Source organism: Vibrio sp. SCP2 (assembly GCF_059295395.1).
The window spans coordinates 256,852-278,559 of the sequence record NZ_JCAFVV010000005.1 but is presented as its reverse complement, the minus strand read 5'-3'; the positions used below and the strand labels follow the sequence as shown (position 1 = coordinate 278,559).

17 protein-coding genes and 1 other annotated feature are annotated in these 21,708 nt (G+C 44.5%); of the genes, 10 read left to right on the top strand and 7 right to left on the bottom strand.

The window, feature by feature from the left end:
• Window positions 1-589 precede the first annotated feature (589 nt).
• The 3 genes from clpB to rluD form a co-directional block, all read right to left on the bottom strand.
• Entirely contained in the window at window positions 590-3,163 is a 2,574-nt protein-coding gene (gene clpB / locus AC5O63_RS16055) for an ATP-dependent chaperone ClpB (protein WP_004742796.1), read from the bottom strand.
• Window positions 3,164-3,275: 112 nt separating this feature from the next.
• Window positions 3,276-4,004, bottom strand: coding sequence for a peptidoglycan editing factor PgeF (pgeF, locus tag AC5O63_RS16050; protein ID WP_494505584.1), 729 nt, complete (start codon window positions 4,002-4,004; stop codon window positions 3,276-3,278).
• A gap of 4 nt (window positions 4,005-4,008) precedes the next feature.
• Complete coding sequence (gene rluD, locus AC5O63_RS16045; protein ID WP_004742794.1) at window positions 4,009-4,989, bottom strand: 23S rRNA pseudouridine(1911/1915/1917) synthase RluD; 981 nt, start codon at window positions 4,987-4,989, stop codon at window positions 4,009-4,011.
• 135 nt (window positions 4,990-5,124) lie between these two features.
• On the opposite strand from rluD, the gene AC5O63_RS16040 reads away from it, so the two are divergent.
• The 7 genes from AC5O63_RS16040 (at window position 5,125) to yjjX (ending at window position 13,525) form a co-directional block, all read left to right on the top strand.
• Entirely contained in the window at window positions 5,125-5,850 is a 726-nt protein-coding gene (locus AC5O63_RS16040; protein ID WP_069667498.1) for an outer membrane protein assembly factor BamD, read from the top strand.
• A 115-nt stretch (window positions 5,851-5,965) separates the two neighbouring features.
• Window positions 5,966-7,390, top strand: a complete 1,425-nt coding sequence (locus AC5O63_RS16035; protein ID WP_494505583.1) for an MltF family protein — start codon at window positions 5,966-5,968, stop codon at window positions 7,388-7,390.
• Window positions 7,391-7,734: 344 nt separating this feature from the next.
• Window positions 7,735-8,061: a ribosome hibernation-promoting factor, HPF/YfiA family gene (gene hpf, locus AC5O63_RS16030; protein WP_069667500.1), complete on the top strand. Its 327-nt coding sequence runs from the start codon at window positions 7,735-7,737 to the stop codon at window positions 8,059-8,061.
• Between the two features lie 113 nt (window positions 8,062-8,174).
• Window positions 8,175-8,295, top strand: a sequence feature (Phe leader region).
• Window positions 8,296-8,308: 13 nt separating this feature from the next.
• Window positions 8,309-9,487 (top strand): prephenate dehydratase, encoded by a 1,179-nt coding sequence (gene pheA, locus AC5O63_RS16025; RefSeq protein ID WP_494505582.1) that lies wholly within the window; start codon window positions 8,309-8,311, stop codon window positions 9,485-9,487.
• 169 nt (window positions 9,488-9,656) lie between these two features.
• Entirely contained in the window at window positions 9,657-10,697 is a 1,041-nt protein-coding gene (locus tag AC5O63_RS16020) for a polyamine ABC transporter substrate-binding protein (protein ID WP_494505581.1), read from the top strand.
• A complete protein-coding gene (locus AC5O63_RS16015; RefSeq protein WP_494505580.1) occupies window positions 10,681-13,026 on the top strand; it encodes a putative bifunctional diguanylate cyclase/phosphodiesterase in 2,346 nt (781 codons plus the stop codon). The genes AC5O63_RS16020 and AC5O63_RS16015 overlap by 17 nt, the downstream gene beginning before the upstream one ends.
• Window positions 12,992-13,525, top strand: a complete 534-nt coding sequence (yjjX, locus tag AC5O63_RS16010; RefSeq protein WP_494505579.1) for an inosine/xanthosine triphosphatase — start codon at window positions 12,992-12,994, stop codon at window positions 13,523-13,525. The genes AC5O63_RS16015 and yjjX overlap by 35 nt, the downstream gene beginning before the upstream one ends.
• Window positions 13,526-13,560: 35 nt before the next feature.
• Here the strand turns inward: yjjX and trpR are convergent, their stop codons facing one another.
• On the bottom strand, window positions 13,561-13,857 hold the full coding sequence (gene trpR / locus AC5O63_RS16005; protein WP_004749076.1) for a trp operon repressor: 297 nt from the start codon (window positions 13,855-13,857) through the stop codon (window positions 13,561-13,563).
• Between the two features lie 13 nt (window positions 13,858-13,870).
• A complete protein-coding gene (gene sltY, locus AC5O63_RS16000) occupies window positions 13,871-15,826 on the bottom strand; it encodes a murein transglycosylase (protein WP_494505578.1) in 1,956 nt (651 codons plus the stop codon).
• A 259-nt stretch (window positions 15,827-16,085) separates the two neighbouring features.
• Between sltY and ettA the strand changes: the two genes are divergently transcribed.
• The 3 genes from ettA (at window position 16,086) to AC5O63_RS15985 (ending at window position 19,296) form a co-directional block, all read left to right on the top strand.
• Complete coding sequence (ettA, locus tag AC5O63_RS15995) at window positions 16,086-17,753, top strand: energy-dependent translational throttle protein EttA (RefSeq protein ID WP_272786348.1); 1,668 nt, start codon at window positions 16,086-16,088, stop codon at window positions 17,751-17,753.
• Window positions 17,754-17,919: 166 nt separating this feature from the next.
• The gene (locus AC5O63_RS15990; RefSeq protein ID WP_494505577.1) at window positions 17,920-18,291 is read left to right on the top strand and encodes a PilZ domain-containing protein; all 372 of its coding nucleotides are present in this window, start codon (window positions 17,920-17,922) and stop codon (window positions 18,289-18,291) included.
• A gap of 12 nt (window positions 18,292-18,303) precedes the next feature.
• A complete protein-coding gene (locus AC5O63_RS15985) occupies window positions 18,304-19,296 on the top strand; it encodes a M23 family metallopeptidase (RefSeq protein ID WP_494505576.1) in 993 nt (330 codons plus the stop codon).
• 63 nt (window positions 19,297-19,359) lie between these two features.
• Here AC5O63_RS15985 and tyrA read toward each other — a convergent pair whose 3' ends face one another.
• Both tyrA and AC5O63_RS15975 read right to left on the bottom strand, forming a co-directional pair.
• Window positions 19,360-20,487, bottom strand: a complete 1,128-nt coding sequence (tyrA, locus tag AC5O63_RS15980; RefSeq protein ID WP_171325687.1) for a bifunctional chorismate mutase/prephenate dehydrogenase — start codon at window positions 20,485-20,487, stop codon at window positions 19,360-19,362.
• A 22-nt stretch (window positions 20,488-20,509) separates the two neighbouring features.
• Window positions 20,510-21,583, bottom strand: a complete 1,074-nt coding sequence (locus AC5O63_RS15975) for a 3-deoxy-7-phosphoheptulonate synthase (protein ID WP_004744837.1) — start codon at window positions 21,581-21,583, stop codon at window positions 20,510-20,512.
• Window positions 21,584-21,708 lie beyond the last annotated feature (125 nt).

The window sequence follows — 21,708 nt, the reverse complement described above, 5'->3', positions numbered from 1 at the left end:
TAACGTTCCCCGAAGGTTCAGTTAACTCGTTTCCGCTCGACTTGCATGTGTTAGGCCTGCCGCCAGCGTTCAATCTGAGCCATGATCAAACTCTTCAATTTAAGATTTTGTTCGGCTCAATGAATACTGAACATTACATAAAGTAATGTTTGAATTGACTGTGCTGAATCCGAAGATTCAATGGTCACTTCGTTTCATTGAAACCTAATTTGAAACCGAAGTTTCTAATTGGATTATCATCAACGAGTGCCCACACAGATTGATAGGTCTATATTTTTAAAGAACTTCGTTTTGGACTCTGCTCAAAACGGACGGCCATTTTATCGATATAACTTCAAGTGTCAAACACTTTTTTCGTTATTTCTTCGAAAGTTAATGCTTAACTTTCACCGTCTCTGTTGTCATTGCTTTTCAGCTCGGTATCCCGTGACAACGGAGGCGCATTATAGAGAGTTAGCTTTGAAGCACAAGAGCAAAATCAAAAAAAATCACCAACTTTAATCCGTTCGCTCAGCAAACGAACAATAAGTCTAAAAAGAAAACAAAAGAGCCCTTAAATAGAGCTCTTTTTCTAGTTCAACCAGTTAATTTACTGATGCGCAATAATCTGATCATTGTTCACCAGCAGTTTGACCGGTTTATCTGGAATGACTTTCCCTGCCAGAATCGCTTTCGCTAATGGATTCTCCACGCTCTGCTGAATAGCTCTTTTAAGTGGTCTTGCACCATACACAGGATCAAAGCCCACTTGGGCAATCAGATCTAGCGCTTTATCGGAAACATCGAGTGAATAACCTTTCTCTTCCATTCTCTTAGATAGACGTTCCAATTGAATAGAAGCAATCGACTTGATGTGGTCCTGACCTAGTGGATGGAAGACAACACTTTCATCAACACGATTAAGAAACTCTGGGCGGAAATGCTTGCCGACTACATCCATGACCTGCTCTTTCATTCCCTGATAATCAAGAGAACCAAAGTTTTCTTGAATTCGAGTTGAACCCAAATTTGAGGTCATGATGACGACGGTATTACGGAAATCGACTGTTCGACCTTGTCCATCGGTGAGACGACCATCATCTAGCACTTGTAGTAATATATTGAAAACGTCTGGGTGCGCCTTCTCTACTTCATCTAACAAGATCACTGAATATGGTTTACGACGAACGGCTTCTGTAAGATAACCGCCCTCTTCATAGCCAACATAACCAGGGGGCGCACCGACTAAACGAGCAACGGAGTGTTTCTCCATAAACTCGGACATGTCGATACGTACCATTGCATCTTCGCTATCAAACATAAAGCTTGCTAACGTTTTGCATAGTTCCGTTTTACCAACGCCTGTTGGGCCTAAGAATAAGAACGAGCCAATGGGTTGATTTGGATCGGATAAGCCAGCTCGGCTGCGACGAATCGCATTCGCCACCACTTCAACGGCTTCAGTTTGGCCAATAACACGTTTGTGCAGAACATCTTCCATACGTAGCAGTTTTTCTTTCTCTGCTTCAAGCATCTTAGACACCGGAATGCCTGTTTGCTTAGATAAGACATCTGCGATTTCGTTATCCGTGACTTTATTGCGTAACAAGGTCATCTCTTGCATTTCTGCTTGAGTCGCAAGGTCGAGCTGCTTTTCGAGTTCAGGAATACGCCCGTATTGAAGCTCTGACATTCTATTAAGATCACCTGCTCGGCGAGCAAACTCCATATCCATTCGCGCTTGTTCTAACTCAGACTTAATATGTTGAGTGCCAGACAAGGCCGCTTTTTCTGCATTCCAAACTTCTTCAAGTTCAGCAAACGCGCGCTCTTTCTCGGCCAACTCGTCATTTAAGATAGTTAGACGCTTTTCACTTGCGTCATCATGTTCGTTGGTTAGGGCTTGCTGCTCAATCTTAAGCTGAATGATCTTGCGTTCTAACTTATCGAGAGATTCTGGTTTAGAGTCGATCTGCATACGGATGCTTGAAGCCGCCTCATCAATAAGGTCAATTGCTTTATCCGGAAGCTGACGATCAGAGACGTAACGATGAGATAGACTTGCCGCTGCTACAATCGCAGGGTCAGTTATCTCTACATGATGGTGAAGCTCATAACGTTCCTTCAAACCACGTAAGATCGCTACGGTATCTTCTACACTCGGCTCATCCACGATCACTTTTTGGAAACGACGCTCAAGCGCAGGGTCTTTCTCTATATATTGTCGATACTCATCCAGTGTCGTCGCGCCAACACAGTGAAGCTCACCACGGGCAAGCGCAGGTTTAAGCATATTGCCTGCATCCATCGAGCCTTCGCCTTTACCCGCTCCAACCATAGTATGAATTTCGTCGATAAAGAGGATGACGTTACCCTCTTCTTTAGACAGCTCATTCAAAACCGACTTAAGACGTTCTTCAAACTCGCCGCGATACTTAGCCCCAGCCACCAGTGCGCCCATATCTAAAGAGAGTACCCGGCGACCACGAAGACCTTCAGGCACTTCGTTATTAATGATTCGCTGAGCAAGACCTTCAACAATTGCTGTTTTACCAACACCAGGTTCACCAATAATCACCGGATTGTTTTTTGTTCGGCGCTGCAAGACTTGGATCGTACGACGAATTTCGTCATCACGGCCGATAACGGGGTCAAGCTTACCTTGCTCTGCACGCTCTGTGAGGTCAATGGTGAACTTCTCTAAAGCTTGGCGTAACTCTTCAGCGTTTGGGTCATTGATTTTTTGTCCACCACGAACTTTATCTATTGCTTCAGCAACATTAGCCTCTGTTAGACCCAGTTCTTTTAGCAGAGCGCCTAAAGCCCCCTTATCTTCTAAGGCGGCAAGCAGGAATACTTCAGATGAGATATAAGCATCTTGACGTTTCTGTGCAACTTTATCGCACAAGTTAAACATGGTGCCCATCGCACTCGATAGCTGCACATCCCCACCGATACCACTCACTTTAGGTAATCGGTCTAGAATTTCGCTTAACTTAGAGCGTAAATGGGTAACATCAACATTAAGCATGGTCAAAAGTGGGCGAATTGGGCTGCCATTTTGATCCATCAGTGCCACCATTAGGTGCACAGGTTCGATGTATTGATGATCTCGGCCTAAAGCCAATGATTGAGCGTCAGATATAGCGATTTGGAATTTGCTAGTAAATCTGTCAAGACGCATACCTACCTTCCTACCTCAACTGAGAAAAAATTAACTAATCAGTATGAAAGATGGATACGCTAGGCGGGAATTTCAAGGGGAAAGAGTCTGTTTCCGCTATGAAAACAGACGATTAATTTTCAATCCAGATAAATGTCGCTTGGCGCCCAGTTACTCCATCGCGGCGATAGGAGTAAAAGCGCTCTGCATCTTCAAAAGTACACAGTTCGCTGTAATAAACTTGATTCACTCCTGCTCGTTGTAATCTTTGCGTAACCAGTTGATTCATATCAGCTAGCCACTTCCCTTCTTGCTTGCGTGGAGTAAATGCCGCCATCGCCTTTGCTTCGATAGAAACGAAGGCGTCAACAACGTCTTTACCTACCTCGAATACTTGAGCACCGATAGCAGGTCCAATCCAAGCCATGACTTCGCCATCAAACTTTTCAACCGCATTTTCAACAATGCCGCTGGCAAGTCCACGCCACCCCGCATGAACGGCAGCAACTTGCGTTCCCTGAACATTGGTGAGCAGCACAGGCAAACAATCTGCCGTCATTGCCGAGCAAACAACATTAGTAGTGGAAGTGAAAACTCCATCAGCATTTAGCACCTGACTAGTTGGAGCATTCACCTCTTCAACAACTGTCGAATGAGTTTGATTAAGCCAAACAGGCGCACTTGGCATGTTTGCCTGTTCTGTGAGCCATTGACGATTCTGTTCAACCTTTGTCAGTTCGTCCCCAACATGAGTACCTAAGTTCAAACCTTGGTACACGCCAGTCGAAAAGCCGTCACATCGAGTCGAAGCAAAGGCTTTAATCTGTTTTGCAGCTGGCCAGTTAGGAACGATCAGATCCATAGGTTTAGTACTCGTCTTCTAAGCCATGCTCACGGGTATCTTGGCGAAGTGCTTCTGCCATTTCTACCATGTCGTCTGGCACTGGTGCGTGGAACTCAACTTCTTCACCCGTGATTGGGTGTTCGAACTTAAGCATCACCGCATGCAGAGCTTGGCGGTCAAAAGAGCGGATGTGTTCTGCCAACTCTTGCGAAGCTCCGCTTGGTATACGAGCGCGACCACCGTATGCAGTGTCACCTAGAAGCGGATGCTGCAGATAAGACATATGAACACGGATTTGGTGAGTACGGCCGGTTTCTAGGCGAAGACGAATACGAGTATGCTCGCGGAAATGTTCCGCTACTCGATAATGCGTGATCGCTGGTTTACCCATTGGGCTGACTGCCATCAAGGTACGTTTTGTCGAGTGACGACCAATTGGTTGTTCAACACGACCACCCGCGGTCATACGGCCGATTGCAATCGCTTCATACTCACGAACGAAGTTGCGCTTTTTCTGAAGGGCGCGAACCAAACGTGTTTGAGCAGGAACTGTCTTTGCGACCACCATTAAGCCCGTGGTGTCTTTGTCAAGACGATGCACGATACCCGCACGCGGGACTTCCGCGATATCAGGGTAGTGATGGAGCAATGCGTTGAGCACAGTACCATCTGGCGTTCCGGCACCCGGGTGAACCACAAAGCCACGAGGCTTATTGATCACCATGATGTCGTCGTCTTCATAAACGATATCTAATGGAATATCTTGCGCTTCCCAACGCTCTTCATCTTCAAGTTCCGCTTGCAGAGTAATCTCTTCGCCGCCCATCACTTTGGTACGTGGCTTGGTGATTACCTCTCCGTTCACTTGAACTTTACCATTCAGAAGCCATTCTTTGAGGCGAGAACGTGAGAAGTCGGCGAATAATTCGGCGATAGCTTGGTCTAAACGCTGACCTAATTGGCTATCTTTTACTGTATTTGTTAATTCAATCTGCTGAGCCATATCGAACTTTTTTAAAAACTGTGAGACTAATTGTCACTACTGTGGAAAAATATACTATTTGGACATTGTATCTGTTACGCCAAAGAAAGTAACGGAAGCAACAGAAATATTTATCTCAAGGAATCGAATCCTGACATGAAAAAGCATACTTTATCTGGTTTGTTGGCATTATCCGTACTGGTAGGCTGCTCTAGCAGCGAAGAAGTTGTGCCAGATGTGCCACCATCTGAGCTTTACTCAGAAGCACAGGTTTCGCTTCAAAGTGGTAACTGGCTGACTGCAATTAGCAAACTGGAAGCGCTAGATTCTCGCTACCCATTTGGTGCTTACTCAGAGCAGGTGCAACTCGACCTTATCTACGTCTACTACAAAAATGACGACTTAGCGCTAGGCTTAGCAACAATTGAACGCTTTATGCGCCTCAACCCAACCCATGAAAAATTAGATTGGGTACTTTATATGCGCGGCCTGACTCATATGGCGCAAGATCGTAATTTTATGCATGACGTGTTTAACATGGATCGTAGCGATCGCGATCCAGAACCAGTGAAAAAAGCATTTGCTGATTTTAAGAAGCTACTTGAGCGTTACCCAGCTAGCCCATATGCAGAAGACGCACAAAAACGTATGTACGCACTTAAAAATCGATTAGCGAATTACGACCTAGCGACGGCGGATTTTTACCTGCGTCGTGAAGCTTGGATTGCTGCGATTAATCGTACTCAAGAGCTACAAAAAACTTACCCTGACACAGAAGCAGCACGTAAGTCTTTAGAGATTCAGCTTGAAGCCTATCAGCAACTAGGTTTAGAAGATGCGGTTAAGCGAACTGAGGAACTCATCGAGCTAAACCCTCAGTAACTTGCTAATTTAATAGAAGAAGCGCCTTTATCGTATGGCGCTTTTTTTATGCCTAATTTTTGCACCCGCACCACTTTACAACTACATTTTAATCAATGTTGTTTAGAGGTCTGTCATGCTGCGAGCAGTTGTTTCCGTTTTATTAATCTTGCTTTCTATCCAGTGCGCTCAAGCTCTTTCTTTGTCGCCATTAAAGAAACAGCCTTATTTTGGCGACCTTCCTGCGCTTGAAAAGAAAGGCGTCATCAGAGTTCTCGTCGCTGCTGATTTGGGTTTTTACTATGTTGAAGGAGGTAAACCCAAAGGGATACTCGCAGAGCTTCTCTATCACTTTGAAAAAGAGCTGCGTCAACGCTCTTCTTACTTCAACTTGCAAGTTATTCCCGTCCACCGCGACGAGTTAATTCCATCCCTTGAGCAGGGCTACGGCGATTTAGTTGTCGCCAACCTAACCATTACCCAGTCAAGGCTAGAAAAAATCGATTTTAGTGCCCCTGTTTTAAAAGGCGTACAGGAGCTACTGGTTACCCACAATGCCATTGAACCGATTGTTTCGTTGGAACAACTGAGCGGGCAAGAAGTATGGGTTCGTGCCAGTTCCAGTTATTTTGAAAGCTTACAAAAGCTTAACCAACAACTCGATAGCCAATCTTTACAGCCCATCACAATTCGATTTGTTGAAGAAACACTGCAAGATTACGAACTGGTTGAAATGATCAACCAAGGACATATTCCCGCAACCATACTCGATAGCCACAAAACCGAGCTGTGGTTAAAGGTGATGGAAAACATCCAGATTCACGCCAATATTCCACTGCGTGAAGAGGGACAGATCGCTTGGGCAATGCGTAAAGATAGCCCTAAGCTAGAAGCCTTTGTGAACCAATACCTCAAAGATTATCGCTCAGGCACCCTTCTCGGTAATGTTATTTATGGGAAATACTTAGGTAACACTCAATGGCTTAAACGAATCTTAAACCCTAACCACATCAACAAACTTGAATCCTTAACGCCTATCTTCGAGCTCTATTCAGATCAATACAGCTTCGACTCATTGATGATCTCGGCGCAAGGTTTTCAAGAATCAGGGCTAGATCAAAGCAAGGTTTCGCACAAAGGTGCGGTAGGCGTGATGCAAGTTTTACCCAGCACAGCGAAAGACCCTAACGTCAATATTCCGGATATCTATCAAGTCGATAACAACATCCATGCCGGTGTGAAATACATGCGATTTATTAAAGACCGCTACTTTAGCGAGCAGAATATCTTGCCTGAAGACCAAGTCTACTTCGCGCTTGCGGCCTATAACGCTGGACCTGCTAATATTCGCAAGATGCGCCGACTGGCTGAAAAGAATGGCTATGACCCGAATAAGTGGTTTCGCAATGTTGAAATCATGGCGAGAAGAAACATTGGACGAGAGCCCGTCCATTACGTTTCGAACATCAATCGCTATTTCATTATCTACAAACAGCTCAACTCGTTGAGGCTAATAAGGGAAAATCAGGCCGCGCTAAACAGAGTGGCAGAAGAGCCTTAACAAAGTGGCAAGCGAACAGCAAAGAGACAAAAACGAGAGCGGATAAGAAAATGGAATTTAATTCACATTTTGTAGATGGTTAATTCGCAATCAAGTGTTTTTATTAGGTCGCAGGAAGTCCCTAAAAAACAGTTGAATTTTAGCGTGTTACCTCTTCCAATCTAATGAGATTTTCTCGTGACACAAGCTTTTTCGACTCATAATCAAGCTAGTATTTGAGATAGATCACGTTTAATTTCAACGCCTAAAACCACTCACCAAAAAGTGTTTTAGATCACATATTTTTAGCCTTGGATAAGTAATCTGGAGTTAACCCATGAGGGATGACACAGAGGAAAACATCTATGAAAGTAAACATCACTGGTAAAAATATCGACATCACCTCTGCAATCCGCAATCACATTGAGAGCAAATTTAAAAAGTTAGAAAAGTGGCAAGTAGACATTATCGGTTGTCAGGCAAGCTTCAGCGAGGAGCCAAACAAACAGAAGAAATTTGAAGCTGTAATCACCGTACCTAAAGGGCAGCTTATTGCGTCCGCCACTCACGAAGATTTATACGCTGCCGTTAACGAGGTAGAACAGAAACTAGAACGTCAGCTAAACAAACTACGCCACAAGCCAGAAGCACGCCGTACTGAGAAGCCAGAGCTTGAGGAAGAAGTAGAATAAAGCCAAATCTAGAGGATTGTAAAAATAGCGCCAATTGGCGCTATTTTTTTGCTTGACGCCCTATAGCGTGTTGCTTATTGTGTTCAAGGGTTCACTACTTAGTTGATGATTATGCACCAAACCACTCTGTTCTTTTTTGACTTCTTTTTTCTCCACTAAGCTTGGAGGCTCTCGCGTTTTCGAAAGATAAGTCAAAAACGAACAGAAAGCCTCCCAAAGGGAGGCTTTTTTTATAAGGAATACCAGGATGACTGACCAAAAATACTCACTTGATGAAATACGACTGCGTTTAAACGAACTGGACGACCAACTGCTCCAGCTCCTGTCTGAGCGTCGCCAAATGAGTATTGAAGTAGCAAAAAGCAAAGTACAAACCTCAAAACCTGTTCGCGATGCCGATCGTGAACAGCAACTATTGGTTAAGCTAATCAACAATGGTCACCAAAAGTACCAGCTTGATGCTCAGTACATCACCAAACTTTTCCATACTATTATTGAAGACTCAGTCCTCCTTCAACAGTCATACCTACAAAACTTGGCGAACCCTGAATTGAGCCGCAAGCCACTCGCTCGCGTCGCTTTCCTCGGTTCAAAAGGCTCATACTCCCACCTTGCAAGCCGAGAGTACTTCAGCCGCAAGAACACAGAGCTGATTGAGCTGAACTGCGAACACTTCAGAGAAGTGACACACACTGTGGAATCAGGCCACGCAGACTATGGCGTGTTACCGATTGAAAATACCAGCTCAGGCTCAATCAATGAGGTGTATGACCTTCTCCAACACACCACTCTCTACATCGTCGGTGAACTGACCTTGCCAATTGAGCACTGCTTGGTTGCTACGTCAGAGTTACGTTTAGAAGAGATAAAAACCCTTTACTCACACCCTCAACCCCATGCTCAATGTAGCGATTTCTTAAGCAAACTAGACGGCGTTAAGCTAGAGTCTTGCGCCAGTACCGCAGATGCAATGCGCAAAGTTAAAGAGATGAATCGCTCGGATGTCGCTGCTATTGGTAATGCGTCAAGTGGAAAACTGTATGGCTTGCAGCCGATTCAAGGCAACATCGCCAATCAAACAGAAAACCATACGCGCTTTATTATCGTCGCACGTAAGCCAGTCGAAGTATCGGCTCAAATTCCAGCGAAAACAACCTTGATCATGTCGACGTCACAAGAGGCAGGCTCACTGGTTGAAACTCTATTGGTTCTTCAGCGTTACGGCATCAATATGACCAAGCTAGAGTCGCGTCCTATCATGGGTAACCCTTGGGAAGAGATGTTTTATGTTGACCTTGAAGCACACCTTGATTCTCAAGCAATGCAGCAAGCACTTAACGAGCTCACTAAGATCACAAAACACCTGAAAGTCCTCGGCTGCTATCCGAGTGAAAATGTAAAACCGACTCAAGTAAAACTGCAATAAATATATCTACATAGCTCAAATAAATACCACTTAGTAGCTGACACAATTTATTAATATTCTTAATATCACAGGATATTTAGTTGCATATTAGTGTTGTGTCAGCCCTTTCCAACTGACTCTGATAAGCAGTACACGTCTGATTTATCTAATAAGGTACCTCCTAGTCAGTATGAGAGCTTCGTTCTTATCTTTACTCGCCCTTTTTAATGCCTCCGTTATCGCTCAAGAATCAGCACTGAATGTCTATATGTGGGAAGACACGCTCTCACCTAATGTCCATTCAGATTGGGAGCAAAAATCTGGTGCCCCACTAACCTTGTCTCATTTCGATAATGATGATGAGCGCAGTTTACTGATGATGAAGAGCATCCAGCTGCCTTTTGATGTCGTTGTTTTAGATAATGTTTCTGCGCAAATCTATGGTCGTTTAGGTGCCTTTGAAGAGTTATCAGGTCTTAAGAACCGCGCAAACAACGACCCCAAATGGAACCAAGCATGCGGCCCTTATGCGGTTCCTTACTTTTGGGGAACGGTAGGCATTGCATATCGCAAAGATAACATCGAACAGCCACCCACTACGTGGCAAGAGTTCGTAAACCCGCCTGAGGAATTGATTGGCAAGATTGGCATGATCAACGACAGCGTGGAAAGTTTTTTACCTGTCTTGTACAGCCTAGGAATTACGCCGACGACAGAAGACACGAAACAGTTACAAGCAGCGTATCCAGCAATGATGGCATTTAGCGAAAAAGTTCTCACGTACGAGTACATTTTGAGCTATGTGCGCAGTCAAGCAAACATCAATCAAATGCAAATGACCCTCGCCTACAGTGGTGACCAATACTCTTTGAATCGAACCTTCAAACAAGATAAGTGGGATTATGTCATTCCTGAAGGAGAGCTGTTCTTGTGGGTAGATTGCTTAGCCGTAACCAGTCATTCAGAGCAAAAACAACAAGCTATCGCGTTTCTTGAATACCTCATGTCTCCCAAAGTGGCTGCAACAAATGCAATGGATATCAAAGCCGCTACTCCGAATTTAAGTGCTACGAAACTACTGCCCGAATGGTACTTAAATGATGCATCATTATTTCCACCAGCAGAAAGACTAAAAAACGCACGTATAGATAGCGAGCTCTCTGCAGAAAATATAAGCCTACGGGCAAAAATAATTAACCAAATACTTAAACGTCATGAAGCTAAACACTAGAGTTTTATTACTCGTTGCGCCTGTCATTTTGTTGAGTGCTGCTGTCTCTAGTTATAGCATTTACTTCAATCAAAAAGACGCCTTAATAAAGCGCGAGCAAAGTTATCTTCAACTCTCTATGGAAAAGCTAGCCGGTCACTTTCGTCAATCTATGGCATTGATCAACAGCTACTCTCTGACCCTAACCAAAAGTGACATTATTCATCACTACTTTGGGCAGCCAGAGAACCCTTATCGAGAGATGAAACTGATTGAAAACCTACAAACTACCATCGAAAACCTGCAACCGAATAAGCAGGATGATATCGCCGTCGCTATTGTCGATAGCCAGCACAGAGTCCGCTTTTACGCCGATAACCAAAACGACCCTTTTTCCGCGCTAGATGAGAATGTTCGTCACTACGTGCAACAAACCTATGAAACAACCGGACAAACGAGCCATACGGGATTTGCTAAAAGCTACCAAGGACAAAGTATCTTGATCCGCTATGACGTGTTGGACAACAACACGCTCGTATCGCCACTTAGCTACAATAAGGATCAAGTGTTCTTCATCGTTGTATCGCTGTCACTAGAGAAGTTCGATCAACTCAAGCATATCCTTGAGTTTGACAACGACAGCAGCATCTTTTTCTCTGAAGAGCCGATCTTTAAATCAGGACTCACTCAATCAGTCGAACTAAAATCAGGCCTCTACGCTGTGTTAGATCCGGCACAGTATCTTACTACAGAGAAACTCGCCAAGATTGAACAGCGCTTAATGCTCTCATTTGGCGTGTCGTCCTTGATTACGGTTTTGATTCTTTTGGTACTGCTTTATCGTCATGTCATTCAACCCATTACTCACCTTGATCGCCAGTTAAGAGAAGTTGAACAACGTAAGCGGTCTAATATTGAACGCTTAGATAGTGACAATGAAATAGGTCGTTTATCTGCCCGTTTCTATGACATGTATAAGGAGCTCAACTCTAGCTATCAAAAAACCAAAGCGATGGCAGAGAATGACCACCTCACCCAACTGGCAAATCGCTATCAATTCCAAGTCTATGTGGAACGAATCTTGGCCAACAAATTTAACTACAGCCACGCTTGGATTCTTTACATCGACCTAGACAACTTTAAGTATGTCAATGATAAGTACGGTCATCATGTCGGTGACTCCTTACTGGTCAACTTCGCTGAACACATCAAGAAACTCAGTGGAGAGAGCGAGAAAAAATATGGTATTAAGTCACTAGCATCACGATTATCTGGTGATGAGTTCGCTATTTTTATTGCCGCCAACAAAGCGGGCACCTTTGCTGACATATTAGCTCAAGCGGTATTAGATCCTATTCAAAATCATACCAACGCATCCATTGGGAGTTTCCCGATTACCGCCAGTATTGGTATTGCCTCTTACCCAGAAGATGGAATGGATCTCGCCAAGTTGCTCTCTCATGCTGATACCGCCATGTATCAAGCTAAGCGCGCGGGTAAAAATCAAATTGCTCATTATTCAAAAGAGCTCGATGAAATTGTACGTCGACGAACTCAAGTAGAGCGCGCACTGCGTAAAGGTGATCTAGAAAACGAGTTTACCCTGCTCTATCAACCTTATTACGACCGCGACGGCAAGGTCATCAAAGGCGTCGAGGCTCTGTTGCGTTGGGACTCACCAAAGTTAGGCAAAGTCACTCCAAGCGAGTTTATCCCTATTTCAGAGCAAATTGGTCTATTTGGCACCATTGACCGTTGGGTCATCAAGCAAGCTTTTATCGACTTCCAACAGCTACAGAGTTGCTTTGATAGTCCTATTCAGCTATCGATTAACTTGTCATCAGCAGAACTGGATTCTTTACAACTAGCGGCTGATATTCAAAGTTTGATGGAGCTATATCCCGTGCAACCGCACTTAATCGATTTCGAGATCACCGAAACTTTTGCTTCAGATTCACAAAGCTACCTACTCCTTCATGAGTTAGCACAGATGGGCTTTAAGTTAACCATTGATGATTTTGGTTCAGGTTACACCTCGATCACTCAGTTGGTCGAATACCCGGTACAGAAGATTAAATTTGATCGCGAGTTCTTAGAAACTCTAATCAAAACTAATAATCATCAGGTGGTAAAACCTTTGGTTGACCTTTGTCACTCGCAATCTATGATGGTGACCGCGGAAGGGATCGAGTCAGAAGAGATGCATCGCTGGTTAGCGGATAACAAGTGTGATTACATGCAGGGTTATCATCTATCGCCACCACTGTCACTTTCGCAGTTAAGTTTTGTCCATATAGACCCGAAAGGAAATCTCAATGTCGGTGAAGACTGTTATTGTAGCTTCGCTTAATCCCGCCAAAATCAATGCGGTAAAGAGTGCATTTGAAGCTACATTCCCTAAGCAAGCATTCAATTTTTCTGGCGTAAATGTTGATAGCGGCGTCGCAGATCAGCCAATGTCCAATCAAGAAACACATACTGGTGCACTTAACCGTGTAGTCAATGCAAAAGCTGAATGTGCCGATGCAGACTATTATGTTGGCTTAGAAGCTGGCATCGAAGGTTCTGTTACTTTTGCTTGGATGGTGGTGGAATCGCAAACCCAACGCGGTGAGTCCCGTTCAGCCAGTTTAATGTTGCCACCGGTTGTTATTGAGAAGCTTCAACACGCCAATGAACTTGGTGATGTCATGGATGAAGTCTTCGGTACAGAGAATATCAAACAGAAAGGGGGCGCAATAAGCTTGCTCACGCACGACTTGCTCACCCGCAGTTCGGTGTATCATCAAGCATTAATATTGGCCTTGATTCCATTTGCTAACCCAGAGCATTTCCCTGCTAATTTGTAATATGTTTAAAAAAAATTAAGGATGCCGAGGCATCCTTATTTGTTTTCGAGTAGAGCGGCGATTTGCTGCTTTTCGTCTTCACTCTTTGATTTTAGCTCGTTAGAACCGCGGGTAATCGTCGCAATGCCCACACCAAGCATCTGGCTGATCTGCCGCTGCGACATTTCCCCTTTGAGCAACTCCCGAAAAATATTGACGCGCGCAACAAGAGCTTCACGCTCATCTGGTGTCAATAACATGGTCAACAACATCTGATGTTGCTGTGACTCTGTGCTATGTTCAATCAGATCTAGTATCTGTTGCCACTCTTTATATTCAGGTTCTAAAGACATCTACTGGTGCTCGCTAATATTTCGCGTTCAGCTCATGCGGGTTTAAGAAAGCGCCATCAACACCTAACACCTCCCGGTAGTAGGTTTCAAACATCAGGATATTTTGTACATATCCACGAGTTTCTTTAAACGGAATTGCTTCAATAAACGCATAAGCATCTAGTTTTCCTTGCGTTCTTTCACGCCAAGTTTTCACTCGATGAGGCCCTGCATTATACGCAGCTAACGCGAAAATTCGATTGTTATCGTAGCGTTTGAGTAAGCCATCCAAGTAGTGGCTACCTATCTCTATGTTCTTACCCACTTGGTAAAGGTCTTTGTAGCCCTGATATTCAATCTTGTATTTCTTGGCAGTGTACTTAGCCGTTGACGGCATAATTTGCATGATGCCGCGCGCACCAACCGGCGATCTTGCTTCAATATCTAATGCACTTTCCTGTCTTGCCAGAGACATCAGAGTAATTGGGTCAATACTGTGCTTGTCACCATAGAAGTTAAACCACCAACGATGCGCAACCGGGAAACGAATCTCAAGGTTATCCCACATCTTTGCTTGGATGCTCGCAGTCACCGTCAGATGGTGCCAACCTTTGAATGAAGCGAATGCCGCTAGCATCTCTTTTTGAGATTTGTCGGCTCGCGTCAGTAACCAGCGCCACTCACTCTTAGCTGCAGCAATCTTATCGCGATCGATCAACTCTTCAATTCGAATCAGTTCACTGCGATAAGGCTTTATCTGCTGTTGGTCGAGTGCAATCACTGACGTAGGGTACTCAATCGAGCGCTTAAGCTCTTTCGCTGCCGCGACGCTATAAAAATTACGCTGACCAATCAAAGCCTCTAAACGTTGCTGGCCAAGCTGCTTCTCACCTTGCGCCATTTCACTGCGCGCAAGCCAATATTGCCAACGTAAACTCTGCTGCTTATCTTGCGGTAACTGCTCTATCCAACCTTCAACCCCCTGCCAATCAGCAAACTGAATTGCAAGGCGCACACGGCGCTCAATCAAAGGCACACTTGAAGAGGTCGTAATTTTCTTGTCACGCCACTTAGCCAACGATTCTGAATCTGTATTGATTAAACGAAACGAAACATAGTCAGCAAGATGTTGTGCCGTGGCTTTGTCGAAGTGTTGGCCCTTAACCACCCCATCGAACTGCTGCTGCGCCATTTCGACATCTTTGCGTGCCAGCTTCTTAAATGCGAGCTTGGTTTGAGTTTGGTAAAACTCAGTGACTTTATGTTTTTTGGCAAACGCCTGAACCGATTCTGGCTTACTAAACAGCGCTTTCATTTCATCGGCTTGGCGCTTTGCCTGCGTCGAACTGAGCTGCTTTTTCAGATAATTCATCAAGCTGCCATTACGAGCTTCAAACGCCAACAACATACGTTCAAGGACTAACTGGTCGGTTTTGAGTCCTGCCTTGTCCCAAGCGTCAAAAAGCGGATCACAAGCATCGGCGATGCTATGCCCTGATAACCAGAGTTTTTCAGCCCCGGCAAATGCGACTTGCTTGTCTCCTGCCTGCGCATGAGCGTTGTAGAAGTAACATTGATACGTTTCGCCTCTAGGTTCTTCAGTTTGAAACTCCAACAGCGTGCGCCATTTTTCTTTCCTTGCCAGAGCATCGATGTAGGGAGCCCGCATTCGATTCGAGAAAGGGAAAGATTGATGAGTGGTAATAAACTGATCAACTTCATTAGGCGTTTTATCGCCAATATCAACCAAGAAGCTACGGTAGTCGACGTAAGGCGTAAGCGGATAATTCGCTATCTGAGGACGTAATTTTTTGTACTGAGAAACCTGTTTGTCATCAAGCAATGACTGAGCTTGATCGTATAAGTCTCGCTGTTGTTGAAGATCAGAAGCCACCACTGATGTGGTAAAGCTTGCGCTGCAAACCATCGAAGATACAAATAAAATCGATGAAGGAAGACGATGCAGCGACTTGAGAAAAGTCAGCGTCATAAAGAGTCTCATCCTGAGATTAGATATCTATGGTGTTCCCTATTAATGCTTATTGTAATCAGCGCTGTAAAGGGCGTAGATGTAAATAATAATAAATTCACACAACTGTGACATTCAGCTTGCTTTGGGCAAATTGTTGATTAGTAATTCATCAGCAAAGAGAATCTATTTCAGTGTCTTGCTTTCTCTGGTAACAAACTGAGCTCGGTTAGTATAAAATAACCTTTTACGTGAATTGACTATTTAGGAACGATCGGCAATGGCTGAATACGTATATACCATGTCGCGAGTGAGCAAAATTGTGCCACCAAAGCGACAAATTCTTAAAGACATCTCTCTAAGCTTCTTCCCTGGCGCAAAAATCGGTGTTTTGGGTCTAAACGGTGCAGGTAAATCTACCCTACTACGCATCATGGCTGGCATTGATACCGATATTGATGGTGAAGCGCGTCCACAACCAGGTCTTAATGTGGGTTACCTACCACAGGAACCAGTACTGGACGAATCTAAAACGGTACGTGAAATCGTTGAAGAAGCGGTATCCGATGTTGCAGGTGCGATGAAGCGTCTTGACGAAGTATACGCAGCTTACGCAGAACCAGATGCTGACTTCGATGCGCTAGCAAAAGAGCAAGGTGAACTTGAAGCGCTAATCCAAGCGAAAGAAGGTCACAACTTAGAGAATGCTCTAGAGCGTGCTGCTGATGCACTTCGCCTTCCTGAATGGGATCAGAAGATTGAACACCTATCTGGTGGTGAGCGTCGCCGTGTCGCCATCTGTCGCCTACTTCTTTCGAAGCCAGACATGCTACTACTCGACGAACCAACCAACCACCTTGACGCAGAGTCTGTTGCTTGGTTAGAACGCTTCCTAGTGGATTACACAGGTACTGTTGTGGCAATCACCCACGACCGTTACTTCCTAGACAACGCTGCTGGCTGGATTCTTGAACTTGACCGTGGCGAAGGTATCCCATGGCAAGGTAACTACACTTCTTGGCTAGAGCAAAAAGATGCTCGTCTACAACAAGAAGCCTCTCAAGAGAAAGCGCGCCAGAAAACGATTGAGAAAGAGCTTGAATGGGTTCGTCAAAACCCTAAAGGTCGTCAGTCTAAATCTAAAGCACGTATGGCTCGCTTTGAAGAACTGCAAAGCGGTGATCGTCAGAAGCGTAACGAAACCAACGAACTCTTCATCCCGCCAGGTGAGCGTCTAGGTGATAAGGTTATCGAAGTAAATAACCTATCTAAGTCTTTTGACGGCCGTGTTCTGATTGATGACCTATCATTTAGCATGCCTAAAGGTGCAATCGTCGGTATCATCGGTGCCAACGGTGCAGGTAAGTCCACTCTGTTTAAAATGCTAAGCGGTACTGAGCAACCTGACTCAGGTACAATTGAGATGGGTGACACGGTTAAACTTGCGTCTGTTGATCAGTTCCGTGACTCTATGGATGATTCAAAAACGGTTTACCAAGAGATTTCTGAAGGCGCTGACATCATCAAGATCAACAACTTCGAAATTCCTGCTCGTGCCTACTGCTCACGCTTTAACTTCAAAGGTTCAGATCAGCAGAAGATCATTGGTGAGCTTTCTGGTGGTGAGCGTAACCGTGTACACCTTGCTAAGCTTCTCAAAGCTGGCGGTAACGTACTACTACTCGACGAACCAACCAACGATCTTGATGTTGAAACGCTACGTGCACTAGAAGAAGCACTACTTGAGTTCCCTGGCTGTGCCATGGTTATCTCGCACGACCGTTGGTTCCTAGACCGTATCGCTACGCACATCATCGACTACCGCGATGAAGGTCAGGTTAACTTCTACGAAGGTAACTATACTGAATACATGGAGTGGCTGAAGAAGACCCTTGGTCCTGAAGCAGCGGAACCGCATCGCATCAAGTACAAACGTATTGCTAAGTAAATACGCTTGAAATTTGTGCAAAGGCCGCTAATATTAGCGGCCTTTATTATATAGCTCACAATACGGATAACTTTCGGTATTGATTAAAGCGAAGAATGCGAACAACCGCGCATAGTAGCCACTTTAGTTTTGTTACTCTTACGAGTTGAAATATAGAGAGAAGATTATGATCGAACGTCGTCGTTTTTCGCGCATTGTTTATCAAACTCAAGCTACACTGACTCAAGAATCCACTGTGGTTAACGCCTTAGTGTGTGACTTGTCGCTACATGGCCTACTCCTTACTAGCGAACAATCAGACCAGCTCGACACAGATAAACAAGTAGATGTTGAATTTTCGCTTGCAGGAAGTGATGTCACGATCCAACTTGTAGGAAATATCGTTGGGCTTAATAACAATGTGATTCGTGTCAGCATTGATCATATTGATATTGAGAGTATCGGACATTTGAAGCGATTAGTTGAATTAAATGTAGGTGATGATGACCTGTTACACAGGGATATCGAACACCTCTCTGATTTAGGTGAATACACCTAAACTAACTAGTTTATGTCGAAGAAAATTACCATTTCTATCCCCGATTCATCGGGGGTACAAACTTTTGATGTTTCAAGAAAGACTCTGTTTACTTCTATAGCGGTCATCGCTGGCACCCTTTTTTCAGGTGTCGGTTATGGCTACTACCAGTGGTATCAAGAACAAACCACTCAACAAAAGTACCATGCGCTCGTCGATAAGCTCAGCGAGCTTGAAGTGCTTTATGAAGAACAGGTTGATACCACTCACTCTCTTTCCCAAGAGCTAGAAGATAAGCGCAATCAAATACATGTCTTGGGCAAACGCGTCTACGATGTGGAGTCCGTTCTTGGTCTTGCAGATGAATCATTAACGGATGATGTCAGCCTAGAAAACCGCATTGATGCGGCAGCAGTCGACTCTGCAGTTCGCGCCACCATGTTTCGCTTAATTCCAAACGACACACCAATGAACTACGAGCGTATTTCGTCTTCCTTTGGTCGTCGTACTAACCCAATCACAGGCAAAAGACATACCCATACCGGGATCGATCTTACCTGTAAGCGTGGTGAAGAGATTTATGCACCAGCTGATGGCGTGATTGAAACCGTCCGTCCAAGCAAAAAAGGCTTTGGCAACTTCTTAACCGTTCGCCACTCGTTTGGTTTTATGAGCTCCTACGCCCACTTGCATCAGTTTAAAGTGCGTAGCGGACAGTTTGTCAGTAAAGGTGATCTGATTGCCACTTGTGGTAACTCAGGTAACTCCACTGGCCCTCATTTGCATTATGAAGTGCGCTTCCTCGGGCGTGCTCTGAATCCTCAATACACCATGGACTGGACGCCAGAGAACTTTAACTATCTGTTCGAGAAAGAGAAAAAGGTAAAGTGGGCCCCACTGGTTAAGCTGATTGATGATACAGTCAGACTACAAGTTAACTTGACCAACAACCCTTATCAAGACAGCTCTGTCAGCACGGTAAAAAACGACCAAGAGCCACAGGTTGATAATCTTACAGTGCAATAGCCTTCCTGAGAAAACAAAAAGAGCGACCGTTTGGTCGCTCTTTCTCTATTCATTCTCGACTTATTAGCCGCGATGAATGGAGTCATTGGCTTGTTTTAACAAGTTCTGGCTCTCATCAAGGAACTGCTTTGAGTAATCGCCAAACCAGTCACTCACTCTATCAAAGCTCTCGACAAATGCTTGTTTGTCATTACCATCCAAAATTTCCAACGCCTCACCGAAACAGCGGTGGAAACGCTTGATCATGTCGATGTTTTCCTGAGAAGAGAGAATGATATCCCCGTATAGGTTAGGATCTTGGCCAAACAGACGACCAACCATTGCTAACTCCAAACGGTAGATAGGTGAGCTAAGCTGCAGTAGCTTATCGATATTTGGGTTCTCTCGGCTTAGGTGTAGACCGTAGGCGAACGACGTAAAGTGTCTTAGCGCCTGAATCAAAGTCATACCGTGGTCATGTTCACTTGCATCAATCTGGCATAAGCTCGCGCCCCAGATAGAGAATTGTTTTAACAGCCATTGATATTGCTCTTCACCACGTCCATCACAGTAGACAATCACCTGCTTAGCTAAACTTGGCACATCTGGACCGAACATAGGGTGTAAACCAACAACAGGCCCTTTATGGACGTTCAACATCGCTTGTAACGGTCTAGATTTTATCGAGGTTAAATCACACAGAATGCAATCTTCAGGCAGTTTGCCCAACTTCTCAATCACACCTTCAGTCAGATGAATTGGCACGGTCACTACGACCATGCCAGCATTCTCTAGCAGTTCATCAGCGCGGTGCCAATCTTTGCTGCCAAGTACTTTTACATCATAACCAGACAGTGTGAACATGCGACCAAACAGTCCACCCAGTTGACCATTACCACCAACGATGACAACAGAGCGCAATTCAGGGTTGAGGCACTTAAAGCCAGAATCCTTCTCGCTCGCATAAGACTCGCGCATAGTACGGCGCAAAATATCTTCAATCAGCTGAGGTGGTACGCCCTTTTTCTCGGCTTCTTCACGACGCGAAGCCAGCATTGCGGCTTCACGATCCGGAGCATAGATTGGCAAACCATGCTCACTTTTTACTTCGCCAACCTTCTCAACTAAAGAAAGTCGTTGGGATAATAAATCAAGAATTTGTTTATCGACTGCGTCTATCTGATCACGCAATTCATTCAATTCAACTGCCATTGATATTCCTTGTGCTCTCTACTTACCCTTTCAAGCGGTCTTCTAGGAAAGGGACTAGCTCTTCATGTGCATGACGTAATAGTGCCTCAGTTGTATCCCAATTGATACACGCATCGGTGATCGATACGCCATATTGCATTTCATTGAGAGGAATATCTGAAGATTGATTACCTTCATTGATATGGCTTTCAATCATCAAGCCGATGATAGACTTGTTGCCTTCGCGAATCTGATGGATCACATCTTCTGCTACAAGCGGCTGACGACGGAAATCTTTGCGCGAGTTTGCATGGCTACAGTCAACCATCAGTGACGCTTCTAAGCCGTGCTTAGCCATATCTTGCTCACACTCAGTGACAGAAACAGAATCGTAGTTAGTCTGCTTACCACCACGGAGAATAACGTGGCCGTTTGGGTTACCTTGAGTCGTCAGTAGAGCGACTTGGCCTTCACGGTTGATACCCATGAAACGGTGGCTTGAAGAAGCAGCCTGCATCGCATTGATTGCCGTTGCCAAGCTGCCATCTGTACCATTTTTAAAGCCGATTGGCATTGAAAGACCACTCGCCATTTCACGGTGCGTCTGTGATTCCGTAGTACGGGCGCCAATTGCGGCCCAGCTAAAGGTATCTGCTAGGTATTGTGGGCTAATTGGGTCTAACGCTTCCGTCGCAAGTGGGATTTCCATTTCAGCGAGTTCCACTAACAGTTCACGACCAACATGCAGACCATGCTCGATATCGAATGAGCCATCTAGATGTGGGTCATTAATCAAGCCTTTCCAGCCGACAGTAGTACGAGGCTTCTCAAAGTAAACACGCATAACAATATACAGTTGATCACTCAGTTGTTCTGAGAGTACTTTTAGACGCTTAGCATATTCCTTTGCAGCATCAACATCGTGAATTGAACATGGACCACATACGACAAGTAAGCGGTGATCTTTCTTATGGATGATATCAGCAATGGTTTGACGAGATTCTTGGATAAAACGTCGAGCGTTGTCACTCAAAGGTAGTTTCGCCTTTAGCTCTTCAGGTGTAATAAGAACTTGTTCATCACTAATGTTAATATTGCTCAATTCACTTTTTTGCATAACTCTAACCTGTATATTAATTTTTACACCTAGCTGTATCCGTGTTTACTAGGTTGGAATAAGCATAAAATAACAGGCTGAATATAGATTTCAAGGTGTAAATATAAAAAAACACATACGTAAAA